Origin of the sequence: Amycolatopsis aidingensis (assembly GCF_018885265.1) — a bacterium.
GTDB classification, from domain to species: Bacteria; Actinomycetota; Actinomycetes; order Mycobacteriales; family Pseudonocardiaceae; genus Amycolatopsis; species Amycolatopsis aidingensis.
Map to the genome: position 1 here is coordinate 5,010,701 of NZ_CP076538.1, position 19,456 is coordinate 5,030,156.

Sequence of the window (19,456 nt, forward strand, 5' to 3'; positions counted from 1 at the left end):
CGTCATTCCCCTCGCAGTGCGGCGAGCAGTCGCCGGTCGAACTGGACGATCTTGATCGCCCCGCGATTCAGGATCTCCCCGTAGGCGTGGGTGATCCGCCCGGTCGCGGTGCGATGCGGTTCCCCGTTTCGGAGCACGTAGGTATCCATGCGGGCGGTGTAATGGAAGCTCTTGAAGATGTCCTCGACGGTGAACACCGTATAGAGTTCCTCCTCCATGACGACCTCGGTCAGCATGCTCATCGACGAATGCGTGACCAGCGGGATCCAGCGTTGCTCGTCGAGCAGCCGCTTGATGGAAACGCCACGATCGGCGAGGAACAGGTCGACGGCCTCCTCCAGTTGCCGCAGGTAGCCCGACAGCTGTAGCCGTTCGCTGAAGTGGCAGTAGAAGTAGGGGACACGCCGTCGCCAGGCGAAGGCATTGGTGCCGCAGTTGAGCTTCGCCAGGACCGACTCTGCGTCCGCTACCTTCCCGGCCACGGCACACGGGTCCGGCCCGGATGCCCGCCGTTCGACACGGTTGGTGACGAACGGGGACAGCCCGTCCGGGATCTCGTCGGCGGCTTCGAAGATGCCGTCCCTGCGTAGAGTCACCTGGACCGACGACATCGCCGCCTTCTTCAGTTCGGTACCGCGCCGGACGAAGAGGGTCACCGTGAAGGAGATCTCCCCGGCGTCGGTCCCTGATCCGGTTCGGACCACCGCCCTCGCGAGGTCGTCGGTGTGCATGGCTGTGCTGATCCGGGTATCGATAGCGACCAGCTCGACGCAGAGTCCGTAGTCCTCGAACAGCGTGTGCGCGGATATGCCGGCGACGCGGAAGTGCTCCAGGACGGCCTCCTCGACCAGGTAGTTGATGTGCTTGAAGCCGATCCATGAGTTGATGTTCAGCCCCTCATAACCTGGTCGCACCGAGGTCGTGGTCTCGCCGTGGAGTGCGGTCGGGGTCACCGTGGTCATAGCCGCTCCGCCTTCCTCGCCGTATTGTCCGAGGTCCGCGTCACCTTGCCGATGAACGTATTCATGAGCGTCGCCACCTCTCGAGCACGCTCGACCATCGGGAAGTGACCGCAGCCCTCGAGAATTTCCAACCACGCGTGCGGAACGCGCCTGCCGAGGGCACGCACGCCTTCGGCGTGGGCGCCGAACTCGTCGTCCTCGCCGCCAACCAGCAAGAGGGGAACGTCAAGCGAATCCAGATCAAGAAACGGGGTTCGTCGGCAGGTCTCGTGGAAACGCAGCGGGGCCTTCCCGCCGACGAGCTCCAGCATGCGACGCGCGATCACCCCGTCCGCCACGTCGTCCAGTCGCGATCCGCACCTGCGCCTGATCTCATCGGCGACCCGGCCGTAGCAGCGTTCGAGTCCGGGGACAACCGCGGACCACGGGAAGTCCTCCGGCCTTTCCCGATAGAAGGGTGACAGCAGCACTGTAGCGGTCGAGGCGGGTGAATCCGGTCCGGTAAGCAGTTCGAGCATCACGTTCGCGGCAAAGGAGTGCGCGACCAGCACATCCGGCCCACGGCCGTTCACCCGCCGGACCGCCTCGATCGGTGCGGCCACACAACCGCGTACGTCCGGCTCCAGCGCCCAGTCCGGATCACCCGCTACGGCCCATGGCAGGCTGACATCCCACAGCTCGAGGTGCGGTGCGAGTAACGCAGCCAACGCATCCCAGCTACCGGGGCCTCCGCCCATGCCGTGCAGCAACAGCACGCTTGTAGGGGACCGGTTCCCCGTGGCGAGACGGCGCGGTCTGGGCTCAGCGACTCTCATACCGCGCCTCCCGCCCGTTCCAGCAGCAGTGACGACACTCCGTCCGTGGCCACACCCGCGGTGGCGAGGACGGCATCGGCGCCGCCGGAAAGCCACTGCACGCCCGCCACGGCCTGCAACACCCCGAGCGCTCCGGAAGCGTCCCCGAACACCGCGGTCAGATCCCGCCTCGGGACGTCCCGGATGGCCGCCGGAGCCGAGGCACCCCCGTCCACCAGCCACAGCCCTGGCGGCACATCCCCGCCGAGCACCGTGGTGACCGAGCCTGCGGCATCAGGTCGCCGAGCGTAGCCACGCAGGCGGGCACATCCGGCCGCGTCCCGCGTGGCGGCTTCGGCACCGGCCTCCAGCACCAGGGCCGCCGCGCCGTCGAACAACTCGAGGACAGACGCGCCGGTCAGCGTGGCCACCACCTCGTTCGCCGGCTCCGCACCCACGACGAGGACCTGGTGCGCGCGGCCCGCCGTGATGAGCAGCGTGCCCAGGTGTATGGCGTCGAGACCAGACGACGCGCCGTTGCATACCATCAGGTTCGGCCCGCGAATGCCGAAACGGACCGCAAGCGAGGACGCAACGATATTGCTCGACGCGTTCGGTAGCGCCATCGGGCTGGTCGCCCGCACCGACCTGTGCAAGATCGTCTCGGCGGTACGGCAGACAGTGTCGAGATTGCCCAGATTGGAGCTGGCCACCACACCAACGTCTGCGCCGGACACAGCCAGCTCGCCACTCCGTGGATCCGGGTCGGCCAGCGCCGCGTCGGCCAGGGCGCGGGTGGCCGCCAACATCGCAAGGCGGGTGGCCCTGTCCTTGTAGCGGAACCCGCGGCCCAGCTCGGTGACCGGGTCGAAGGCGATGTCCGCGACGGGCTCGCCGAGTGTGTCTTCGGGCTCCTTGAGCCTTGCTGAGGCGACACCGACGCCCACCACCAGTACCTCATTCATCGGCTCGCTCCATGATCGCGACGGCATTGACTCCCCCGAAGCCGAATGCGTCGACCTGAACGGCGGTCACATCGGCGCGGGCCTGCTCGCCCATGACCAACCGCAATCCCCCGGCGTGCTCGTCCGGCTCGTCGAGCCCGACGATCGGGGGAACCCGGCCACTGCGCAGCACCTCGCTCGCCACGACGACACTCATCAGGCCGGAAGCACCGGATGTATGTCCCGTCATCGACTTGATCCCGGCGACCAAGGGGCGGGCCCCGACGCTGGTAAAGGTCTTGGCCAGGGCCACAGCCTCTGCGTCGTCGTTCAGCACGCTGCCCGTTCCATGGGTGATCACCAGGTCGATGTCCGGTACGGTCACCGCGGCCCGCTCGTGCGCGGCGGCGATGGCGGCACAGATACCGCCCACGTCCGGCGCTGTCTCGTGACAGGCGTCGCAGTTCAGCGCGACCGACCGTAACCACGACCGAGCCGGGCTGCCATGACGGCGGAGCACGATCGCCGCGGCACCTTCACCCATCAGTACCCCACGCCGGCCACGGTCGAACGGCCGCACCTGGCTGAGCGGTGGCTGCTGCACCCGGTCCATGAGCCCGAACATGCTCGCGGTCAGCGAGTCGGTGCCCGCCACGACGGCTGTGTCCTCGGCCCCGGACTCGAGCACGTCTGCAGCAAGGCCCAGCGCATACAGTGACGCCGAGCAGGCGTTGTTGATCGTGCAGGTGTTGCTGGCCCCGAACCGTTCCCGCAGGGCTTCCCCGAAGTGCAGGCGGGAGACCGGAAAGTCGCCTGCCGCGGTCCAGCGAAGCTCGATCGAACGGAGTTCCCTCAGCCCCGTGCCGACAAACACCGGTACCTCGGACAGGTCCTCGCCGATACCGGCGTCCCGCGCCGCCTCGGCGATGGCGTCACACAGCCAGCGTGTCGCCCTTCCGTAGCAGCCCGCACCTGCCGGAACGTCGTTCATCTCGTACGCGTTCCGCAGGCGGAACCCTTCCGCAGGCAGACCACGCAGCGGAGACAGTCCACTGCGTCCAGAACACAGTGCTTCGAAGAACCGTCTGGTTCCCGATCCAAGCCCAGTAACAACGCCAGTGCCCGCGATCGACCAGAACCGGGTGTGTTCGGCGCTGGGTCTCATGCCGCGCCCCGCATGTCGGTCTGCGAAAGCCCGGCGTGATCGGCTCGGTGAGGCGCGGGCCTAGCCACGATCGTTACCTCCGAAGGTTGGGCGCATCGCCTCACAAGTCGCGAGATCCTCAACGGAGCGCCCGCCCGAGTACTCGCCCATGATCACAACTGCGTTGTTGCCCCCAAACGCGAGCGCGTTGTTCTGCACGACCCGCAGTCGGGCCTCTCGTGCGACGTTGGGCACGCAGTCGAGGCCGCACTCCAGGTCGGTCCGTTCATGGTTGATTGTCGGCGGGATGAACTGGTGCGTGATCGCCAGCGCGCAACCGATCGCGGCCAGCGCGCTGGCCGCACCCATGGTGTGGCCGATCATGGATTTGATGGAAATGGTGGGCGGTGGGCGCTCCCCGAATACTCTTCGAATCGCAGAGGCCTCGGTGATGTCGTTAGCCTTGGTGCCCGTGCCATGCGCAGAGATGAAGTCGATGTCGCCCGGCTTCACGCCAGCATTGGCATGGGCCAGCCGCATACATCGCGCCAGGCTGTCCAGGTTCGGCGCGACCGGATGGTCGGCATCACAGTTCAGCCCGTATCCGAGGATCTCGGCATAGACCCGCGCACCCCGGGTGAGCGCAGAGTCGAGGCTCTCCAGCAGCATCATTCCGGCGCCTTCACCGGTGAGCAGGCCCTTCCTGTTGGCGTCGAAGGGCTGGCAACGCTCTGGTGCGATGGTTCCGACGCGATAGAATCCGGCGAACGTTTTCCTGCACACCGCGTCAGCTCCGCCCACGAGAGCGAACTCCGCCTCCCCCGCGCGCACGACGTCTGCGCCGTATCCAATAGCGTAGTTCCCCGCGGCACAAGCCGTCGGGATCGTCACGGCCTCCACGTCAACGAGGCCGAGTTCGCGAGCCACGCAGGTGGAAAGTCGCGGCGCAGGGACCCGCCGGGCCACTACCTGATCGACCTGGTCCTCCGTGCCGTAGACCTGTGCCTGCACGAGTTGGTCCAGGTCACGTGACTCACCATCCGTGGTGCCGACGGCAACGAGCCCGGTCAGCTCACGAAGCCGATGTGGACACACGTCCGAGTCCGCCACCGCCATCGCCGCGGCCGCGACGGAGAACTGGGTAGCTCGGCCAAGTTCGTTCACCGGAAAGGAACGGATCCACGGCTCCGGGTCGAAATCGGTCACCTCGCACCCGTTCGCATGCGCAAAGCCGCTGGTGTCGAACGCCCGGATCGGCTTACCACCGTGGCGCCCGGTCCGCAGCGCAGCCAGGAAGTTCCCTGCCCCGACACCCACGCTGGTGACCGCACCCAAACCAGTCACCACCACGCGGCGGTTCTCGACGGTATCTGATGCCCGCATGACCGTGACTTCCTCCTCGGTTCGTCCCAGGCGAAACCGCGCACCAGGATCAGGTTCGAGCAGAGACTTCCGCGAGCACGACGTAGACGTTCTCCAATGTCGTCATCCTGCTCAGTTCCGACTGGTCGATCGTCACGCCGAGAGTGGTCTCCAGCTTCGCAAGGATCTCGATGGCCAGAAGTGAATCGGCGTCGTGATCATCGACAAAACTGTCTGCCTCTTTCAGCGCATTCGGTTCGATTTCGAGAATATCGCAGATGATCGACTTCACTTGTTGTTTCTGATCGTCGGTAATGACTACCATCCGTTCTCCTTCACCTTTATATTTCCGGAGGTGCAACACTGAAGCGGACCCGGGGAAACGGTATGGGGAAGCCCGTCACCGGGAAGTCACGCGGGCGTCGCGAGCAGCACGCGACGCCCGCGTGACGGGTGACTGCCACCCTGCCTGGAGCAGTCGAAGGTGAAAGTGAATCAGCCATGTCCTTGATCGGCGCTGCACCCGCGCGACCATCGCCACTCATCGAGCGCATACGGGTCACCGAAGTCCGGCAACTCGAGGATGATCTCCGCGTTCGGGCTCGCGTCACGGTCGATCCGGCAAACCCGGTTCTCGCCGGCCACTACCCGGGTCTGCCCATCTTTCCCGGCGTCTGCCTCATTGAATGCGCCCACTGGACGGTTCAGCTGGCCGCTACCGACATGGCGCCGATACTGGAGACAGTACCCACGGCCCGTTTCCGCAACGCCGTGTTCCCCGGCGAGCAGGTCGGAATCGAGGTGTGGGTAACGACACAGGGAAGCCGATGGAGGGCCGCGGCAACCCTGTACGGCCCGCGCGGCTTGGCCGCCGCGATCACCCTGCTCTATCGGTTGCCCGGAGGAAACCTGTGGTCGGCATAGACGAGATCGCGCGACGGCTTCCACACCGCCACCCCATGCTCCTCATCGATGAGGTAACCGAACTGGTTCCGGGCGAACGCCTCATCGCACGCAAGGCCGTCACGGCGAGCGAGCCATGGTTTCGCCGCGACCCCAACGGCTCGAACGGTGGCCCAATACATTTCCCACCGGTCCTGCTGCTGGAATCCCTGTGTCAGGCGGCTACGCTGCTCGCGGTATGGGACGCACCTACTTCCGGCCTCATGCGAGGCAAGGCGATGCTGTTGGGTTCCCTCTCCGACGCCACGTTCCATGCGTCCGTCACGCCGGGCTCACTTATCCACCATCATGTAAGCCTTTCTCGCGACCTCGGCGACAATTTCCTGGTCGGCGGCACCTCCCTCGTCGAAGATCGTCTTGTACTCAGCGTCAAGCAGGTGCTGGTAGCTCTGCGGCCTTCCAGGACGCTGAGTTCGTGAGCCAACCACCAGGACATCGAGATGTTGCACCTGTCATCCTGCGGATCGCTCGACGCAGGAAGCGACCGGTCAGACTTGCAACGGCAGGCATCCGGCGTTCACACACATGCTGCACACCCTGACGTACTCGACCAGACCGACCGTGTGGCCGTACCGTCACGAGCCCTGCAGGAACCCCGACCCAGTCACTGCGGGGCGTATCGCATTCGACCCGCACCAATACTCGATTTTCGCATTGGCAAGACGACGATGATGAAGTAACTTTCTTATCCGCATGTCTTACATACGACACGAGGATGATGACGAGATGCCCCCAGCACGCAAAACTGCAGCGCCACTTCTACCCACTGAGCCGAACGGCGTGGAAATGGTAGCCAAGTTCTTCCGCGCCCTCGGTGATCCGGCACGACTACGGCTGCTGGATTTCCTGCTGAACGAAGAGCGCACAGTCACCGACTGCGTCACCCGCGTCGGCCTGTCGCAGGGCAGGGTGTCCACCCATCTCGGCTGCCTGGCGGACTGTGGTTATGTACAGGTCCGTCGGGAGGGTCGATTCGCGTACTACCGGGCCACCGACCCACGAGTCGGCGAACTGGTGCTGCTGGCGAGATCCCTGGCCGCAGACAACTCCGCAGCACTAGCAGCCTGTGTGCGCATCACCTCAAACGACTGAGTCGGCGTGATACCCGGCCAACCATGATCACGAGTGTGCGCTCACGACCCTGGCCACCAGTGCTCCGGTACTACCGCTCCCGGTGTGCTGCAGCCTGATCCGCTGACTGTGAGACTGCCGTCCGCGACACCCGGCGACCTCTGATCCGCCCCAACCAGCCGCAGGTCACGGCACCGGTCACCGAGGTCTTCACTACATGACGCTCGTCGCCTGCGCTCGGACCGCGGGCCGCGCCGACGAGGCGGCCACGCACGCGCGTCACGCCCTCAGCAAGATCTTCTCCGAACACTCGACCGACAATCACAGAGGTTGACCGACAAACTCGTCAGACGCTACGAGGCTGGCGGCTTCGGCTACCGCCGTGGCGCCGAGCTGGCAACATACTGTTGCACACACGATCGAGGGGAGCTGGCGGAGTGGCTCGTCTGCATGTCGGCTGCGCGATGTGGACCCACCAGGCGTGGCGCGGGCGATTTCTGCCGCGATCGCTGCCGGCCGGGGAGCGCCTGCGGGCCTATGCGGGCTGGTGCAACGCGGTCGAGGGCAACACGACCTTCTACGCGACTCCCGCCCGCAGCACCGTGGCGGCGTGGGCGCGGCAGACCGGGCCCGGTTTCCGGTTCGTGGTCAAGCTGCCCAAGGTCGTCACGCACGAGCGCCGGTTCGCCGGGGTCGAGGCCGAGATGCGGGCATTCCTGGACGCGCTCGAACCGCTCGGCGACCGGGCAGTCCTGTGGACCCAGCTGCCCGGCTCGTTCGGCCCCGCGGACGTCGATGCCCTCGGCCGCTTCCTGCGCCGGCTCCCCGCCGACCGCAGGCGCGCCGTGGAGGTGCGCCATCCCGGCTTCTTCACCGACCCCGGCTCGACCTCACTGCTGGAGGGGGCGCTCACCGACGCGGGCGCCGAGTGGGTGCCGTTCGACACCACGGTCTTCTTCCACAGCCCGCCGACCAGTGCGGCCGAGCGGGATGCCTGGGCCAGGAAACCCCGGCTGCCGCGGCGGACACGGGCACTGACCGACCAGCCGATCGTCCGCTACCTGGGCCGGGACTCGGTCGAGGACACGGTCGAGGGTTGGCGGCCGTGGACCACGGTGGTCGCCGACTGGCTGCACGAGGGCCGCTCACCGACTGTTTTCCTGCACACCCCCGACAACGAGGACGCACCGGCACTCGCCCGCAGGTTCCACGACGACGTAAAGGCGCTGGTGCCCGGCCTCGACGCACTACCCGAGCCGGAGCCGGTCGAGCCCGCCACCCTGTTCTGACCGACACCACCACCGGACGCCGCGCAGCGTGTGCCGATGAACGACCGCCCAGCGGCAATAGCGGACGTTTGATGGTTCCCTGGTGGCTGCTGACCGTGCTGGTGGGAAGCGTCAGAACCGCGGTAGGGAGGTTGCCGTGGTGGTTCTGACGCTCCCCGTTGTGGTTGTCTCGGCTGTTGCGGGTGGTTGTCAGCTGCTGGTGACCGTGCCGCAGTCGTTGACGGCGGGTTTGCCTGCGAATCGGTCGTTGAGGAACGCGTATCCGGCGAGGTACCAGGGGGCTACGCCCAGAACGTGTTCGGCCAGCGGCACCCAGGTCACATCGACGGAGGCGCCCCGGGAGCACCATTCTTCGACCGCCTGTTTGTTCTGCGGGAAAGGGACGACTTCGTCGAGCATCCCGTGGTAGTTCGCCACCGGCGCCTTCGGTGCTTGCGAGCCCATGCTCTGCCGCTCGGCAGCAGCCACGACCTCCGGTTCGGCGAACAGATCCGGGGAGTTAGTGTACTGGTTGATATCCCGGAACGGCAACTCCGCGACCAGCTGCGGGGCGCAGGCATTCTCGTACCGCTTGTAGAATTCGCGGCCCTTGTCGTTGAGGAACTTCTGCAGGTGCGGGTACTGCTTCATGATGCCGATCATCCCCCCGGCAGCCAGACCTGCCGCGTACCTGCCGGGACCGGTCAACCACTTCACGACGTCGAGCAGTTTGGCCGGAGTGCCGCCGCCCGCAGTGCCGACATAGTTCAGTTCGGGCGCGTAGCTGCCCTGGAGCTCCGCGGCCCAGCCGGTGGCCAAGCCGCCACCGGAGTAGCCGAAGGCGGCGACCTTGGTGTTGCGATCCAGGCCGTCCGGGGCGAAGTTCAGCGCCGCGCGGATACCGTCCAGCACACCGTGACCGGCCATCCGCCCGACCCCGAACATTCCCTTCGGGCCCTCATAGTCGGGTACTACGACACCCCAGCCGGCCAGCAGGGCCGGTGCCACCGCGAACGGGTCGGCCAGCGGTTCGCCCAACCCGGCGAAGATGCCGTTGCGCCACGAGTACGATGGGGCGCAATCGATGCCCACCGAGTCCTCGGCGCTCTGGTACGACATCAGCGGGCGCGTCCCCGGACCGGTCCAGGGCTTGTCCGGGATGAGGACGGTGGCCACCGTGGCGGTCGGCGCATCCTCACCGTCATTGGTGCGATACGCCACCTGCCACGCCTGCACCGCCGGAAGCTCACCGAGCGCCCACTTGGGTGTGATCTGCCGGGACCGGATGACCGCACCGGGCTGGTAGTCGGCCACGTTCGATGGCACCGCGTAGAACGGGTCCTGACTCGGTGGAACGATATCGGCAGGCGACGCCGCGGCGGACGCGCCCACACCGGCGGTCAACCCGACCATGGTCATCGCCGCCACCACGGCGGTCACGAGTCTGCGCATCTGCTGCCCCTCACCGTCACCTACTGGCGAGTAGGATGCTCTACCCGCAAGAAAATTTCAACCGCTCGTTCCTCGGGTGGGGCGGTGGCGGTTGTCCGGGCAGGACCGGCCCCTTCGTCGCATGGGCCATCCGCTGACCAGAACGACCGCACAGTCCGGCAACGGCGGTGTGGCCGTTCAGCCGCACCCGATGGTTGACTGTCGGAGCCGAGTCCGTCCGCGAAAGGTCACCATGGATCCGCTGTCCGCAGCGAACGCCGACGAGATGCTGAACAGCTGCGAGGCGTCGGCGGCTGTGGTGGCCGGGCGGCTGGGACGGTGGGATGCGGCCGAGCCGGTGGTCGCGTCCGCCCTCGACGCCGGGCTCGGCGTGCTCGGTGACGTGACCAAAGCGGACCTCGATGCCGTCACAGCCTGGCGACCACCGAGGCGTGGGAACAGCGTCTACCTCGACACGACCACGGTGGTGACGGCCGCCCGGCTGCTGGCAGGCGAGCGGACCTGGCTCACTCCCCTGACACTGTGGGACCTGGCCACCGTCGCCGAGCGGGTCGTCCTCGCCGACCGCGTCTACTACACCGGCGAACACCTGGTGCGGGCCGCGGAGCTCAACGGCCTCCTCGGCGACGAGGTCTTCGTGAGCGTGCCGCCGCTGGCAGGCGAACGCGACGACCCGCTCAGTGCCGTCCATGACCGGAGCCTCGCGGCATACCGGAATCTGATCGCACCTCTCGTACACGGCAGGCCACGACCGGACGGCACGTACTGGGCGGACGCGGTCAAGCAGGTGACCGACGCGTGGTCCCTGCTGACGGGTCGGCCGGTCCGTGCCGAGCAGGCGCTTGTGCCCCGCGAGGCGCAGGGCTGGTTCACGCCGAAGGTCGATGCGGTGCCGGACTCCTACCTCGACGACCTGCCGATGGCGTCGGACCGCAGTGGCAGGCCGGTCCTCGGGGACATCACGTACCGGGCGTACGCGAGCCAGGCCTTCGCCAACCTGCTGGGTGTTCCGTACGCCCCGGCGACCGCCCGGATGCCGTTCCGCCACCACTTCTGCCGACGCAGCTGGGAGCTCGACGACCGGCTGCGCACCGGAGAAGCCGCGACCGAAGCCTACCGTCAGCTCGCCAAGGACACCGACCTCGTGCTGCCGGTCTTCCTGGCCGTCGCGCTCGCGGACGCGGGGCGGATCGACCAGATCTGGCCCCGGCTCGCGGAACTACGGGAGAAGGCACGCGGGTTCCGCAAGCACCGGGTCGAGCTCGACGAGTCGCTGGCGCTCGGCGAGGTCTCCGACACGTCCCGGCGGCTGCTGATGGCCGTGCGCAGCGAGGCGTTCAGACTGACCGAGCTGCTCGGCTTCGGCTATCAGCTGATCGCGCACGTCGCCAGCCGGATCGTCCGGGCGACACCACCGCAGCTGCCCGACGAGGTCGCGACGCTCGAAGGCATCGCCCGCTCGACGCTACCCGCCGACCTGCGCAAGCGGCTGTGGTGGACGGTCTTCAAGCCGGACCTTCGGTTTCTCACCCACATCCGGACGCAGTCGCGCCACATGACCGACGCCATGCCGAAGATCGGCAGGCTCTGGGGACTGCCACCAAGCCACGGCGAGCGGTTCCGCACCCGCTTCGAGCAGCTCGCCGGCCTGCGGATCGTCGCGTAAGGTCAGTCGAACCGGCGCTCTGTCTCGTCGATCCGCGCCTTGACCACCGGGTGTTCGGCCAGCTCGGGATCCAGCCGGACGGACTTGCGGATCCACGCCGTGCTCAGTTGTTCGGCCGTCAGCCCCCAGGCTCCGGTCAGGTCGACCTCCCACATGTCGGCGGCGTCCAGCCGGGCGCCGGCAAGGTCGGCGTCCTGCAGTCGCGTCTGGAACATGTCGGTGTCACTCAGGTCGGCGTCGCGGAGGTCGGCGCGCTCGAGGTCCGCAACCCCCATGCGGGCGCCGGTGAGCCGGGCACCACGCAGGTTCGCGTACCGGGCCCTGGCATGCACGAGCGTCGCGAGTCGCAGGTCCGCACCGGTGAGCCGGGCGTACGACAGGTTCGCGCGTTCGAGGTGCGCGTTGCCGAGGTGGGCCCCGGTCAGGTCGGCCTCGGCGAGCTCGGCGTTCTTCAGCTCGGCGAAATGCAAGATCGCGTCGTTCAGCCGGGCACTCTTCATTCTCGCGCCGGTCAGCGACGCGTAGGACGCCTGGGCACTGCGCAGGTCCGCACGTTCCAGTGTGGCGCGTTCGAGCTGGGCGTAGGACAGGTTGGCGTTCGCCAGCCGGGCTTGCCCGAGTTCGGCTCCGTAGACGTCGGCGTACTGCAGCTCGGCGCCGTCGCAGTCGGCACCGGTGAGATCGGCGCCGCGGAGATACGTGTGCGTCAGCCGCGCGCCACGCAGATTCGCCTCGCGCAGGGTGGAGCCGTTCATCGTCGCGTACGTGAGGTTGGCTTCCGACAGGTTCGCCCGTGCCAGGAAGGCCCAGCCGAGGTTGGCACGGAACAGGTCGGCGCCGCCGAGGTGCGCGTCGTGCAGGTCGGAATCGGCGAGCCGGGCATGGGCGAACCGCGCCTCGCTCAGGTCGGCCCCGCGCAGGTCGAGCCGACGCAGGTCGAGCGGTTGTTCACCCGCGCGCCGCGCGAGCACGGACAACGCGGCCTGCACGTCGGGCGCGGGGCGTACCGTGGGCCGCTTGCGCAGCATCGTCGGCGCCATCCGATTGAGCCGCGGGTGCGTGACGTTCCCGCGCACGAACTCGACGAGCCTGTCCACGATCGCGTCCTGCCCGCCGTCCTGCCCGGACAGCAGCGTTTCCAGCTCCCGTATCGTCGCGACGCGGTCCGCCACCTGCTCGGACCCTAGTCGCGCGAACACCTCCACGATCAACACGCGCGGGCGACCCAACGGCCAGACTGGACGACATCGAGCAGGGTGAGCCCCTGGGGACCGGTGTCATCGAGAACGACGAGGTCAGCCGGGCCGCCGACCTGGAACTCGCCGACCCCGGGCCGGACGCCCGGCGCGAGCCGCGCCGGGTTCCTTGTCGCCAGGACCAGCGCGTCGTGGAGCGCGAACGACGTACCGCGCACCAGGTTCCGCACGCCGTCCAGCAAACCGGCCGCGGCGCCCGCGAGCAGGTCGCTACCCACTTCCGACAGGCGCTGGTCCTGCCCGAGCTCGACGACGGAACCCACCGCGGTGCGGTACCGGCCAGGGGGCCTGCCACCGATCTCGGTCGCGTCGGAGACCAGGAACGCCCGGTCGACACCCTTGGCTCGTAACATGACCTCGAGTGTGTCGAATGGCAAATGGTGGCCGTCGGCGATGAGGCCGGCGCTGAGCCGGTCGTCGGCCAGCTGACGCCAGATGACGTTGGGATGCCGGGGCAGCGTCGTCGGGATCCCGTTGCCGAGATGCGTCGACAGCGTCGCCCCCGCGCTGACCGCCGCCGACACCTCGTCCGGGCTGGCGTGGGTATGCCCGATCGCCACCACGACACCCAGGCGGGTCAGCTGCCGCACCTGTTCCGCGGCGTGCTCACCATGGGGCGAGATCGTGACGACTCCGACCGGTCCCGCCCGCAGCCATCGAGACACCTCGTCGACATCCAGCGGCCGCACGAGTGAGGCATCGTGCACTCCGCGAGCCCCTGGCTGGTCGGAGATGAACGGGCCCTCGACGTGGACCGACGGGATAGCGCGCGCCACGATCGGATCCGCGGCGCGGGCACGGGTAACGCACCGCAGCGCTTCGGCGATGCGCTCCTCAGCAGCGGTTACCACCGTGGGCAGCCAGGTGGTGACACCGTACGAAGCCAGCAGGTGCGACAGCTGGATCACCGTGTCAGCGGTGATCGATTCGGCGTTCACATCGAGACCGCCATAACCGTTGACCTGCAGGTCGACCAGGCCGGGCGCGAGCAACGGCAGTGCGTCCGGAGCGGCGTCGAGCCGGCTGACCGCGGTGATGACCGGGCCCTGCCACTCCACCTTGACCGCCAGGTCGCCACTCGCCGTCGCGAGCCGTCCCGCTACCTCGGACACCGTCATAATTGTGGCACCCGCTCTCGCACGCGTTCGGCCGCCCGCGCGTTGTGCGCGTCGCCCCCCTCGGTATAACTCGACCGCCAGACCCAGGCTTCGCCCCCTGCCGCCACGATCTGCTCGACCGCGGAAGCCAGGACCGCGTGCAGCGCGAACGAGTTCAGTGCAGTCGAAGCCCCTCCCACGCGCACGCCCGGCCCGGCATCGAGCATGACATCGGCGGCGGGGACGTGGGTGTCGATGTGCACCTCCGCGAGCGTCGAAAGGTCTTCGCCGTCCCGCGCCCTCGCCGGATGACCGGACGGCAACGCTGCGGCGGCGGCCCGCGAGGACAGGGCGATGACCCGGGCCCCGAGATCTCTCGCCGCCTCGGCCGCCCCGACCGCGGCTGCGTTGACACCGAAGGCGTTCACGATGATGAAGGGATCTCCGCTGCTCACGCCCGACCCGGCAACCACGTCCGCCACATGTCCCTCGGCGCGCTCGGCAGCCGTCGACCGAAAGGCACCGCCGAGCAGTGTGGTGCCAGGGTCGATGACCGGAGCGAGGTTGACCGGGCACCCGGGACGGTAGAAGACGTCCTGGACAGCCAGGGCGGAATGTGCGCCGGGGCCGTAGACGTAGACCAGACCATCACCTCGTAGTTGATCCGCCACCAGCGTGGCGGCCGTGCGTATCGCCGCCGCCTCGTCGCGGACGATCGTCCCGAGCGCGGCGCACATCCGCTCGCTGTAACGCGCCAGCAGGCTCCCTGGGGCACTGGCCGTCATCGTGGATCGGCCTCGGCGTCGACGTAGAGGGTCACGCCCGGGTGCGTGCGCAGGGCCGTGCCGGGGTGCATCGGGCCGATCGGCTCGCCGAGGGTCTGCGCCACGGCGGTCCGCTTGGCCCGTCCGGGCACGGACGCGATCACGGCGCCCGCGTTGAGCAGTCGGGGAATCGTCACGGTCACCGCTGTCGTCGGGACGTCGTCGAGTGTCGCGAAGTGTCCCTCCTCCACCTGCTGCCGACGGCTCGCCGCATCGAGTGCGACAACACGGACGGCCAGCGGATCATCGAGGTCGGCAGGCGGGTCGTTGAAGGCCAGGTGCCCGTTGACGCCCAGCCCCAGCAGAACCAGGTCGAAGGGCTCCGTACCCAGCAACGCCTCGTACCGCTCCGCCTCGGCTTGCGGATCACCACCCGGGTCGATCCGGTGGAACGCGGCGCCCGGCGTGTGCCGGACGAAGTTGGCTGCCAGCCAGGTCGCGAAGCCCTGCGGGGCGCCAGGAGGCAGCCCGACGTACTCGTCCATATGGAACAACTCGACTCGGGTCCAGTCGATGCCTTCCGCCCGGGCGAGCGTGGCAAGGGTCGCGCTCTGACTGGGCGCTGCCGCGAGCATGACCCGTGCCCGGCCACCGTCGCGTAACGCCGCACGCAACACCTGGCCCGCATGGGTTCCAGCGCGCCGCCCCAGCGCGGCCCGCGTCGGCTCACTGACCACGGTCACGGACGTACCGGCCTTGGTTGACATGACCACCCCTTCTTGCGCCAACGACTGGCGCGGTATCTGGTAGTACTGTTTCGTGGACTTTGGCAAACGTTTGACATCCGGCCCCGAGACACGCATCGCGATTGTCGGAACCGACAGCTCACGGCCCTCGCGGCTGCTCGACTTCCTGACCGGGCCCGAGGCACCCCGCCGTTGCCGGGTGACGCACATCGTCGCGCTGGACGGCGACGACCCCGCGCCACTGGCGAAGCGGTACGCGATCGCAGCAACCGGCCGGGATGTGTCCGGCATCCTGGGCTCTGTCGACGCCGCCCTCCTGTGCGCCCGGGACGGTCGTGCCCACGCCGCGCAGGCACTTCCGCTGCTCGAGGCTGGGATCTCCGTCTGGGTGGACAAGCCGCTGGCGACCCGCGAGGACGACGCGCGAGCCATGGTACGAGCGGCCACCGCGCGGGGCTTGGTCCTCACGTGTCGCTCGGGGTTCCGCGCGGCGGACGCCATCTCGCCGACCGTGCGGTGGCTGCGGGAGGCGGCAGACCCGGCTGCCTTCGAGATCGCTGGCCCCGCCGAGCGCGAGAGCCCTTACGGGGGTTTGGCGCACTACGGGATCCACCACGTCGAAATCTTCTGCGAGGTGGCGCGGCGGGCAGGCCGGGGCCACCCCCGGGCCGTCACCGACGTGGTCCCGGATGAAGACGGCGTGCGCGCCACGGTGCTTGGCGACGACATGGCGGTCGAGCTCGCCTTCCACCCGCCGACGCGGTGCACCGGATTCACCATCACCGCGGGCGATCACCGCTGGCCGGTGGAGGCGCCCGCGCGGTACCTCGAGGATCAGGTGCGGGACTTCCTCGCGGATGTTCGGCACGGCCGTGGCACGCAGGACCCCGAGGCGCTGGTCACCCCGGTCCGGCTGCTCGAACAGGTCCTGGAGTTCCGGTGAGCCGCACCGGCCGCGGCGCGCGCTCACCGGAGCGCCTCGACCACCGCGGCCACGGCGGCGCCAGAGACCACCCCGAACGCGTCCACGGCCGGCGCGCTCACGGTGGGGGCATCGACTCCCAGTTCCTCGGCGGGAGCCGCGGAGTTGACCACCGCGACGACCGGGTACCCGTCCGCGCGCACCGATCGGACGGCGAACGCGAACGCTGCCGAGTCGCGACCAGCCTCGGCAGGCAGCGGGCACGCCACCGCGACGACCGTCGCCTCAGGGTGCGCACGCGCGACCGAGGCCAGCGCTTCGACGTCCACCGCAATCGCCTCGTGCCGCACCTCACCTCGGGCCGACGCCAGCGCCTGCGCCACGAGCCGGGCGAGCTGACTGTCGCCCACCACGACGGCAGGCCCTGGCACGTCCGGTCGCCCGTCCGTACTCACCGTCCTGGCCAGGTCCGCCCCACCCCACGACCCTCCCGCGTCGAGTTCGCCGCAGCGCTCGAGGTCGACGCCGTGTTCCCGATGCAGGCCGAGCCCTGCCCTGGCGCGCAGCAGTCGTGCGACGGCGTCGTCGAGCTCGCCGGGATCCAGCGCTCCAGCCGCCAACGCCTCCTCCAGCGTGTCCAGGATCGGCGGGATCTCACCGGCCTGGCATTTGACGTTGGCGACGTCGGCCCCCGCCATGAGGGCGGCCACGGCGGCCTCGGCGGTCCCCATGGAGGCCGCGATGGCACCCATTCTCAGCGAATCGGTCACGATGATTCCCTGGTATGCCAGCTCGGTGCGCAACCAGGTCCGGTTCACCACCGGCGACAGGCTGGCCGGACCATCCACTCCCAGGCGGGGCAGGGCCACGTGCGCCACCATGACCGACGCGACCCCGGCAGCCACCGCCGCTCGGAACGGGGACAGGTGCACGAGTTCGTGCTCCCCGCGGGTCCTCGGCAGGGTGGCCGGCGCCGCGTGGGTGTCCGTCGGACTGTCACCGTGACCGGGAAAGTGCTTGGCGGTGGCCAGCAGGTCACCATCCTGGTATCCGCGCACCTGCGCCGCACCGAGGGCGCCGGTCCGCTCCGCGTCCAGACCGAACGCCCGCACACCGAGGATCGGGTCGTTCGGCTCGGTCAGAACGTCCACGCAGGGACTGAAGGTCCAGTGAAACCCGACGAGGCGGGCTTCCCTTCCGGCCTCCTCGGCAACCAGCCGCGCCAGGCCGGCGTCGTCGCCGTGCCCGACACCGCGCGGATAGGGGAAGTCGGTGCCGCCCCCGCCAAGCGAGTAGCCGACCCCCGACTCGAGGTTGGCCGCCACCAGCGGCGGGGGAAGCCCGCGCCCGGCACCGAGCTCGGCGACCTCGATGTGATACCGGGCTGCGCCGGAGACACTGGTTCCGGCCAGGCCGTGCAGCACGCCGAGCCCGGCACCGAGGGCCGCCCGCGTCTCCTCGTCGGGACGGCCGTCGCCGGTGACACCCGGCAGAGCGATGAGTCGCTGGGCGAGCTTCTGCCTGGACGAAAGCATCCCCAGCTGGCTGTCAATCCACCTTGCGGCTTCGACTTCACCTGACTTCATGCCCAACTCTTGACGCTCAGGCGATCGCATTCTTATAGTCTATCAAACGTTTGCACAGCTCGGCAAACGTTTAAAGACTCGATAACAAACGTTTGCCGAATCTGTCAGGAGGAACCATGGTTCGCAGGACAGTCATCAGCGGACCGCTCGCCGTGGCGAGCGCACTTGCCCTGGCGGGTTGCGGGCTCAGCGACGGGAGTGCCCCGTCCGGTGAGCAGGTCGACACCTCTGGCGAGGTCACGGGGACCATCACCTTCCAGACCCTGCAGCTGTCGCCCACCTTTGACGACTACATCGAGGGCGTCATCGCGGACTTCGAGCAGCAGTACCCCGGGACCACGGTCACCTGGAACGACATCCCGAGCGACTCGGCGGCACGCAAGACCAACGCGGACGCCGTCGCGAACTCGTTGCCGGACGTCATGGACCTCGATACCGCCACCCTGGCACCACTGGCCCGCAAGGATCTCGTCGTCGACATGAACACGGCCGCGGCGGACGTCAAGGACGACTTCGTCGACACCGCGTGGCAGTCGTTGACGTTCGGTCAGGCCTCGGCCGCCCTCCCCTGGTACCTCAACACTCCGATCCTGATGAAGAACAGCGAACTGCTGTCCGAGGCCGGACTCGCCGGCGAACCGGACCCCGCAGGCTACGCCGAGCTCGTCGAGGTGTCCGCCAAGATCGCCGCGGCGACAGGCAAGGCCGGTTTCCAGCCGACCGAGATCGGGTTGCCCTGTTACCTGCTGAGCCTCGGTGTTCCCCTGGTCAACGACGACGGCACCAAGGCCGTGGTCAACACCCCGGAGGCGGTGGCGTTCATCGAGTCCCTTGCCGAGTTGCACAGGTCAGGGGGCATCCCGGCCGACACCGTCTCCGCCCAGCAGCGGGGCGAGATCGAGACATTCCAGGAGGGCAAGACCGCTTACCTGGAGACCGGCGGGTCGCGCCTGAAAATCATCGAGGAGAACGCACCGGCCGTCTACCAGCAGATCACTCTCGGCAAGCCGCTCGGCGTAGCCGACGAGGGCACCTGGCTGGTGACACACGGCATCGCCGTGCCGAAGGCGTCCGAGAACCTCCCGACGGCGGTCGCCTTCGCGAAGTTCCTGACCTCCTCGGCCAACCAGCTCGCCCTCGCGAAGCAGTCGAGCGTGTTCCCCAGCACCACCGCCGCCCTCGATGACGCGTTCTTCCAGGCGAAACCGACCGACCTGGTGACCGAGGCGCGCTCGATCGCGGCCGACAGCCTGACGGACGGCACCACGATCGTGCGGCCCGCCTCGGCCGACGCCGAGTTCGCGGCCGCGTTGTGGTCGGCTGTGCAGCCCGCGATCCTCGGCGAGGTGCCGGCCGAGCGGGCCCTTGCCGAGGCCGAGCGGAAGCTGACCACGATCCTCGAAGCACGGTGACGACGATGCTCCGGCGACAGCCGCTCAGACCGCACTCCGGCACCGCC

The 19,456-nt window shown here is 68.4% G+C and carries 19 protein-coding genes; 7 read left to right on the top strand and 12 right to left on the bottom strand.

All coding sequences use genetic code 11. The features are described from left to right. Positions 1-2: 2 nt before the first annotated feature. The 6 genes from KOI47_RS22940 to KOI47_RS22965 are packed head-to-tail and all read right to left on the bottom strand — an operon-like array spanning position 3 to position 5,531. Positions 3-962 carry an acyl-CoA thioesterase family protein gene (locus KOI47_RS22940; RefSeq protein WP_216207129.1) on the bottom strand — a complete coding sequence of 320 codons (960 nt, stop codon included), beginning with the start codon at positions 960-962 and terminating at the stop codon, positions 3-5. Next, positions 959-1,717, bottom strand: a complete 759-nt coding sequence (locus KOI47_RS22945) for an alpha/beta fold hydrolase (RefSeq protein ID WP_216207131.1) — start codon at positions 1,715-1,717, stop codon at positions 959-961. Before KOI47_RS22945 ends, KOI47_RS22940 begins: the two co-directional genes overlap by 4 nt. Positions 1,718-1,773: 56 nt before the next feature. Next, positions 1,774-2,721, bottom strand: coding sequence for a beta-ketoacyl synthase N-terminal-like domain-containing protein (locus KOI47_RS22950; RefSeq protein WP_216207133.1), 948 nt, complete (start codon positions 2,719-2,721; stop codon positions 1,774-1,776). Next, the gene (locus tag KOI47_RS22955) at positions 2,714-3,865 is read right to left on the bottom strand and encodes a beta-ketoacyl synthase N-terminal-like domain-containing protein (protein WP_216207135.1); all 1,152 of its coding nucleotides are present in this window, start codon (positions 3,863-3,865) and stop codon (positions 2,714-2,716) included. The genes KOI47_RS22950 and KOI47_RS22955 overlap by 8 nt, the downstream gene beginning before the upstream one ends. 60 nt (positions 3,866-3,925) lie before the next feature. Further along, positions 3,926-5,227 carry a beta-ketoacyl-[acyl-carrier-protein] synthase family protein gene (locus tag KOI47_RS22960; protein ID WP_216207138.1) on the bottom strand — a complete coding sequence of 434 codons (1,302 nt, stop codon included), beginning with the start codon at positions 5,225-5,227 and terminating at the stop codon, positions 3,926-3,928. Positions 5,228-5,276: 49 nt separating this feature from the next. Continuing rightward, positions 5,277-5,531, bottom strand: coding sequence for an acyl carrier protein (locus KOI47_RS22965; protein ID WP_216207141.1), 255 nt, complete (start codon positions 5,529-5,531; stop codon positions 5,277-5,279). Positions 5,532-5,707: 176 nt separating this feature from the next. Here KOI47_RS22965 and KOI47_RS22970 point away from each other — a divergent pair, with 176 nt between their 5' ends. The 4 genes from KOI47_RS22970 to KOI47_RS22985 all read left to right on the top strand — a co-directional run bounded on the left by KOI47_RS22970 (position 5,708) and on the right by KOI47_RS22985 (position 8,529). Then, on the top strand, positions 5,708-6,130 hold the full coding sequence (locus KOI47_RS22970) for a 3-hydroxyacyl-ACP dehydratase FabZ family protein (protein WP_216207143.1): 423 nt from the start codon (positions 5,708-5,710) through the stop codon (positions 6,128-6,130). Further along, positions 6,034-6,588, top strand: a complete 555-nt coding sequence (locus KOI47_RS22975; protein ID WP_269756649.1) for a 3-hydroxyacyl-ACP dehydratase FabZ family protein — start codon at positions 6,034-6,036, stop codon at positions 6,586-6,588. Before KOI47_RS22970 ends, KOI47_RS22975 begins: the two co-directional genes overlap by 97 nt. Positions 6,589-6,862: 274 nt before the next feature. After that, positions 6,863-7,261: an ArsR/SmtB family transcription factor gene (locus KOI47_RS22980; protein WP_232376185.1), complete on the top strand. Its 399-nt coding sequence runs from the start codon at positions 6,863-6,865 to the stop codon at positions 7,259-7,261. A 443-nt stretch (positions 7,262-7,704) separates the two neighbouring features. Next, positions 7,705-8,529, top strand: coding sequence for a DUF72 domain-containing protein (locus KOI47_RS22985; RefSeq protein WP_216217484.1), 825 nt, complete (start codon positions 7,705-7,707; stop codon positions 8,527-8,529). A 189-nt stretch (positions 8,530-8,718) separates the two neighbouring features. On the opposite strand, the gene KOI47_RS22990 is transcribed toward KOI47_RS22985, so the two are convergent. After that, positions 8,719-9,948 carry a lipase family protein gene (locus tag KOI47_RS22990; protein ID WP_216207150.1) on the bottom strand — a complete coding sequence of 410 codons (1,230 nt, stop codon included), beginning with the start codon at positions 9,946-9,948 and terminating at the stop codon, positions 8,719-8,721. A gap of 244 nt (positions 9,949-10,192) precedes the next feature. On the opposite strand from KOI47_RS22990, the gene KOI47_RS22995 reads away from it, so the two are divergent. Further along, positions 10,193-11,626, top strand: a complete 1,434-nt coding sequence (locus KOI47_RS22995; protein ID WP_216207153.1) for a hypothetical protein — start codon at positions 10,193-10,195, stop codon at positions 11,624-11,626. A gap of 2 nt (positions 11,627-11,628) precedes the next feature. On the opposite strand, the gene KOI47_RS23000 is transcribed toward KOI47_RS22995, so the two are convergent. Genes KOI47_RS23000 through KOI47_RS23015 form a run of 4 tightly spaced genes read right to left on the bottom strand, consistent with a single transcriptional unit; the run spans position 11,629 to position 15,510 of the window. Then, a complete protein-coding gene (locus KOI47_RS23000) occupies positions 11,629-12,798 on the bottom strand; it encodes a pentapeptide repeat-containing protein (protein WP_216207155.1) in 1,170 nt (389 codons plus the stop codon). Between the two features lie 35 nt (positions 12,799-12,833). Further along, entirely contained in the window at positions 12,834-14,000 is a 1,167-nt protein-coding gene (locus tag KOI47_RS23005) for an N-acetylglucosamine-6-phosphate deacetylase (RefSeq protein ID WP_216207159.1), read from the bottom strand. Then, positions 13,997-14,764 (bottom strand): sugar isomerase domain-containing protein, encoded by a 768-nt coding sequence (locus KOI47_RS23010; protein WP_216207163.1) that lies wholly within the window; start codon positions 14,762-14,764, stop codon positions 13,997-13,999. The genes KOI47_RS23005 and KOI47_RS23010 overlap by 4 nt, the downstream gene beginning before the upstream one ends. Then, entirely contained in the window at positions 14,761-15,510 is a 750-nt protein-coding gene (locus KOI47_RS23015; RefSeq protein ID WP_216207165.1) for a 6-phosphogluconolactonase, read from the bottom strand. The genes KOI47_RS23010 and KOI47_RS23015 overlap by 4 nt, the downstream gene beginning before the upstream one ends. A gap of 52 nt (positions 15,511-15,562) precedes the next feature. Here KOI47_RS23015 and KOI47_RS23020 point away from each other — a divergent pair, with 52 nt between their 5' ends. Further along, a complete protein-coding gene (locus KOI47_RS23020; protein ID WP_232376186.1) occupies positions 15,563-16,432 on the top strand; it encodes a Gfo/Idh/MocA family oxidoreductase in 870 nt (289 codons plus the stop codon). Between the two features lie 23 nt (positions 16,433-16,455). Here the strand turns inward: KOI47_RS23020 and KOI47_RS23025 are convergent, their stop codons facing one another. After that, entirely contained in the window at positions 16,456-17,946 is a 1,491-nt protein-coding gene (locus tag KOI47_RS23025; RefSeq protein ID WP_216207173.1) for a glycoside hydrolase family 3 N-terminal domain-containing protein, read from the bottom strand. 167 nt (positions 17,947-18,113) lie between these two features. Between KOI47_RS23025 and KOI47_RS23030 the strand changes: the two genes are divergently transcribed. Further along, entirely contained in the window at positions 18,114-19,409 is a 1,296-nt protein-coding gene (locus KOI47_RS23030) for an extracellular solute-binding protein (RefSeq protein ID WP_216207175.1), read from the top strand. Positions 19,410-19,456: the final 47 nt, after the last annotated feature.